This is a genomic window from Nakamurella sp., assembly GCF_048594475.1.
Classification (GTDB): Bacteria; Actinomycetota; Actinomycetes; order Mycobacteriales; family Nakamurellaceae; genus Nakamurella.
Genome location: NZ_JBMDXT010000332.1, coordinates 1 through 4,234, shown reverse-complemented (window position 1 = coordinate 4,234; position 4,234 = coordinate 1). Strand labels below are relative to the sequence as shown.

Annotated in this window: 5 protein-coding genes; all 5 read right to left on the bottom strand. The window is 72.8% G+C overall.

The window, feature by feature from the left end:
• On the bottom strand, nucleotides 1-835 hold an 835-nt coding region (locus ACOJUF_RS15135), incomplete at its 3' end, for a PP2C family protein-serine/threonine phosphatase (RefSeq protein ID WP_420122659.1).
• Entirely contained in the window at nucleotides 832-1,302 is a 471-nt protein-coding gene (locus tag ACOJUF_RS15130; RefSeq protein WP_420122658.1) for an FHA domain-containing protein FhaB/FipA, read from the bottom strand. The genes ACOJUF_RS15130 and ACOJUF_RS15135, both read right to left, overlap by 4 nt.
• A 29-nt stretch (nucleotides 1,303-1,331) precedes the next feature.
• Nucleotides 1,332-2,492 (bottom strand): FhaA domain-containing protein, encoded by a 1,161-nt coding sequence (locus tag ACOJUF_RS15125; RefSeq protein ID WP_420122657.1) that lies wholly within the window; start codon nucleotides 2,490-2,492, stop codon nucleotides 1,332-1,334.
• Between the two features lie 159 nt (nucleotides 2,493-2,651).
• A complete protein-coding gene (locus tag ACOJUF_RS15120; RefSeq protein WP_420122656.1) occupies nucleotides 2,652-3,281 on the bottom strand; it encodes an IMPACT family protein in 630 nt (209 codons plus the stop codon).
• Between the two features lie 127 nt (nucleotides 3,282-3,408).
• Nucleotides 3,409-4,234 (bottom strand): pyridoxal phosphate-dependent decarboxylase family protein (locus ACOJUF_RS15115; RefSeq protein WP_420122655.1); only part of this gene is annotated, 826 nt, incomplete at its 5' end.

Below are 4,234 nucleotides of genomic sequence, written 5' to 3'. Positions count from 1 at the left end.
TGGCCGGCAGCGGGATCCGCGGCATCTCGGCGGTCATCCGGATCGACGACAGCTGGCCGATCGGTCCGGTCGCGTCGGGGTCGGCGGGCTCGGCCACCGCGGTCGGTCCCTCACCCGCGCCGGTGTCCACGACGTCCGCGACGATGACGGTCACGTTGTCCGGGCCACCGCCGACGAGGGCCAGGTGGACGAGCTGGTCGGCCGCCGCGCCCGCGTCCTCGATGGCCAGGCACTCGGCGATGACCTCGGCCGAGACCACCCCGGAAAGCCCGTCGGAGCAGATCAGGTAGCGGTCGCCGACGTCGACCTCGCGGATGGTCAGCGCCGGGTCCACCTCGGTGCCGTTGAGGGCGCGCAGCAGCAGCGAGCGCTGCGGGTGGTGGCTGGCCTCCTCCTGCGTGATCCGGCCGTCGTCGATCAGCGACTGGACGAAGGTGTCGTCGTGGGTCAGCTGGTGCAGGACCCCGTCGCGATAGAGGTAGGCGCGGGAGTCGCCGACGTGGGCCATGCCCAGCCGGCCGCCGTCGAACAGCAGGGCGGTCACGGTGGTGCCCATGCCGTCCAGTTCGGGGTTCTCCCGGACGACCTCGGAGATGGACCGGTTGCCCTCACGGGTGGCCTTGGCCAGCGCCCGGACCAGGTCGCCGCCCGGATCGCGCTGGTCGAGCGGGACGAACGCGTTGACCACCAGCCGGGAGGCCATGTCGCCGGCGGCGTGGCCGCCCATGCCGTCGGCGACCACCAGCAGGGTGTTGCCGGCGAAGACCGCGTCCTGGTTGCTGGCACGGATCAGGCCCCGGTCGGTGCGGGCGGCGTAGACGAGTCGATGCGTCATGGGCGCAGCTCGATGACGGTGCGACCGATCCGGATCGGGACCCCGACCGGGACGGGTGTCGGGGTGGTGACGCGCACCCGGTCCAGGTAGGTGCCGTTCGTGGAGCCCAGATCCTCCAGGTAGTAGTCCTGGCCCTGCTGGGTGAGCCGGGCGTGCCGGGAGGAGGCGTAGTCGTCGTCGAGCACCAGGGTGGAGTCCTCGGCCCGCCCGATCAGGATCGGCCCCGGACCCAGCCGCAGCCGGGTGCCGGACAGGGAGCCGGCGGTGACCACGAGCGTCGCCGGGTGCAACCGGGCCGCCGGGACCGGTGCCGCCGCACCCTGCTGCCCCCGACGCCGCCCACCGTCGCTGCGGGCCTCGCCGGCGTAGCGCAGGTCGGCTCGAATGACCCGGATCGCGGCGAGCACGAACAGGCAGAGCAGGACCAGGAAGCCGATCCTGGTCAGCTGGAGGATGAGGGCTGGCACCGTGGGGTTCCTGGCTCTACCGGGCGTCCCTAGTACCGGCTCGAGAAGACGACGGTGGAATGCCCGATGTGGATGACGTCGCCGTCGGCCAGTTGCCAGGTCTGCACCGAGGAGCCGTTGACGGTGGTGCCGTTGGTCGACCCGAGGTCGTGCAGCACGGCGGACTGCCCGTCGAAGTAGATGTCGACGTGCCGGCGGGACACCGAGGTGTCGGCGAGCCGGAACGAGGCGTCCTGCCCGCGGCCGATCACGTTGGACCCGCGTTGCAGCTGGTAGCTGCGGCCCGAGCCGTCGTCGACGGACAGGGTCGCCACGATTTCCTGCGGGCCGGCCGCCGGCACGCCGTAGTTCTGGCCCCAGTTGGGCTGCTGGCCCGCCGGCGGGTAGTTCTGGTACCCGGGCTGCTGGTAGCCGGCGGGGCCGCCGGGCGGGTAGTTCGGGTAGCCGGGCTGCTGGTACCCGCCCTGGTCCCAGCCGCCGGGACCCTGCGGGTACTGCTGCTGCGGCGGGTACTGGTTCGGTCCCTGACCGTAGCCGGGCGGGGCCTGCTGGCCGTACTGCTGCTCCCACTGCTGGTTCTGCTGGTCCCAGCCGCGCTGCCCGTACCCGGGCGCGTCGTAGGGCTGGGGCGGGTACCCGGGATTGGGCTGGTTCGGGTCGCCGCCGCCGGGCGGCCCGTACTGCTGCGGGTACCCGGGGTACTGGCCGGGGTCGTGGTGCTCGCCCTGGTCGGGGCGGCCCTGCTGCTCACGGCCGTAGTCGCCGCCTGACTGACTCATGGGTCCCACTCCTGCCCTTGCCTGCGATGCGCGTCGACCGACATCAGGATCGACGAACGAGCTGATGCGGAACTGCCCGGTGTGCAGGGCGCCGGACGTTTCGAGTGTGACCGCCACGTCACCGAACGTCTGCCATCCCTGCTGGCTCAGATACTCCCGGATCATGTCGGAAAGCGCGGTGGCGACACTCTCCTCGGCCGAACTCAGGCCCTGCTGATCGGTGGGGCCGAGAGCGACGGTGTACCGGTTCGGCGCGACGGCGACGGCGCCCTGGCGTTCGACGTGGTCGGCGGCCTCACGTTGGAGCGCGTCGGCCACCTCGGCCGGCTGCACCTTGCCCCCGAAGAGCCGGGCGAAGGTGTTCCCGACGGCGCCCTGGAGCTTGCGTTCGAATGACTGGATGACGCCCATCGTCACCTCCTGCCGGCCTTCGCCTGCGGTCGCGGGCCGACCGCTGCGGTCGGCGGGCATGCGAGCGTGCTGATCACAGCCCTGCCCTGATCGTAGTGGTGACGTCCCACGGTGGTCCGGGTTGCTCCTGGTCCGGGGCCGGGCGGGCGATCGGCCGGATCACCGGCCCGGCGGCACGGCCCGCAGGACCGAGGTTCCGGGTACCGCGGTGGCGGCGCCGGCGGAGACCTGGGCGAGCCATCCGGTGAACCCGGCCAGGTCGTCGGTCGGCACCAGGACCCGGAAGGTGGTGGCGTCGCCGGCGTAGTCGGTGCCGGTGAGTTCCAGGCCGGCCGAGCGCAGATCGTGCTCCAGCCGTCCGGCCGCGGCGGGCCCGACGGTCACCGCGACGGCCGTGTGCGGCACCAGATCGAGGGTGCCCACCGCGTCGAGGGCCTCGGCCACGCAGCGACCGTAGGCCCGGACCAGGCCGCCGGCGCCGAGCTTGATCCCGCCGAAGTAGCGGGTGACCACCGCAACGGTGTCGGTGATCTCGCGGTGGACCAGGACCTGCAACATCGGCACGCCGGCGGTGCCGGCCGGCTCGCCGTCGTCGCTGGATCGCTGGTGCTCGCCGTGCGCCCCGATACGGAAGGCCGTGCAGTTGTGCGTCGCCGACCAGTGGTCGCGGCGGACCGCGTCGATGAACGCGGCCGCCGCCTCGACCGACGCGGCCGGGCTCAGCGCGCACCGGAACCGGGACCGCTGGATCAGCAACTCGTGGACCCCGGGCCCGCGGACGGTCCGCATGCCCCGACCGTAGCCCGCCCGCCCGCGCGGATCGTCTACGCCGGCGCGGAGCAACCCGTCGACTCCCTGCTCACCCGTCACATTCGGGGCTTGTTGATCCGCGCGGGTCGGGGGCGGTGGGGCGGGCTCAGGCGGTGCGGTCGAGGATCTCCTGCACGAGCGCGAGCGGGGTGTGCGGGTGCAGGAAGGCGAAGCGGCCGACCGTCTCGCCCTCCCACTTGGTCGGCGGGATGAAGGCGACGCCCTCCTCGTGCAGCGCCTGCGCCCAGCGGTCGTAGTCGGCCGGCGTCCAGCCGACCCGGCGGAACAGCACGACCCCCAGATCGGGTTCGCGGATCAGCTCCAGGTGCGGGGCGTCGTCGATCAGCCGGGCGGTGCGGCGGGCCAGATCCACGGCGACCTCGATCGCCTCCCGGTACGCGTCGATGCCGTGCACGGCCAGGGAGAACCAGAGCGGCAGTCCGCGGGCACGGCGGGTGAGGTGGTAGGCGTAGTCGGTCGGGTTCCACTCGCCGGTCTGGTCGGCGGCGGGGTCGGTGGTGTGGATGACGTCGAGGTACGACGCGTCCTGGGTGTGGGTCGCCTTGGCCAGCGCGGGCTCCCGGTAGAGCAGCGCGCAGCAGTCGAACGGGGCGAACAGCCACTTGTGCGGGTCGAGGATGAACGAGTCGGCCAGCTCCAGCCCGGCGTAGCGGGGCTTGAGCGAGGGGGCGAACACGCCGGCTCCGCCGTAGGCGCCGTCGACGTGGAACCACCAGCCGTGCTCGCGGGCGATCGCCCCGACGCCGGCCAGGTCGTCCACGATGCCGGCGTTGGTGGTGCCCGAGGTGCAGACCACGGCGACCACGTCGGAGACGTCGATTCCCTCGATGCCGGCCCGCACGGCCTCGGCGGTGACCCGGTGGTCGGGGGTGCGCACCACCAGGGCGTCCATCTCCAGCAGCCGCAGCGTG